This is a genomic window from Corynebacterium striatum ATCC 6940, assembly GCF_000159135.1.
In the GTDB taxonomy this organism is placed as follows: Bacteria; Actinomycetota; Actinomycetes; order Mycobacteriales; family Mycobacteriaceae; genus Corynebacterium; species Corynebacterium striatum.
Genome location: NZ_GG667570.1, coordinates 1 through 281 on the forward strand (window position 1 = coordinate 1; position 281 = coordinate 281).

The 281-nt window shown below is 59.4% G+C and carries 1 protein-coding gene; it reads left to right on the top strand.

Annotated features, from left to right (window positions below):
- Window positions 1–281 (top strand): HNH endonuclease signature motif containing protein (locus HMPREF0308_RS12775; protein ID WP_005532430.1); only part of this gene is annotated, 281 nt, incomplete at both ends.

Below are 281 nucleotides of genomic sequence, written 5' to 3' on the forward strand. Positions count from 1 at the left end.
GAGGTCGGCTACGTCACGTTGGTGACCAATTGGGGCGAGCCGGTGGATTGTTTTAAGTCGACGCCGATCTTCAACGAGAAGCAAACACTCATGGCGTTTGCGCTGCATCCGCAGTGTATTCACCCAGGATGTGTGACCCCGGCTCTGTTGTGCGAGCGTGACCACTTCATCCCGCGGAACAAGGGCGGCGACACGAACGTCGCGAACCTCGTACCGTTATGCCGGTTCCATAACGGACGCAAGGCCGACGGGGACTCGTATACCCGCGATGCCGAGGGCAA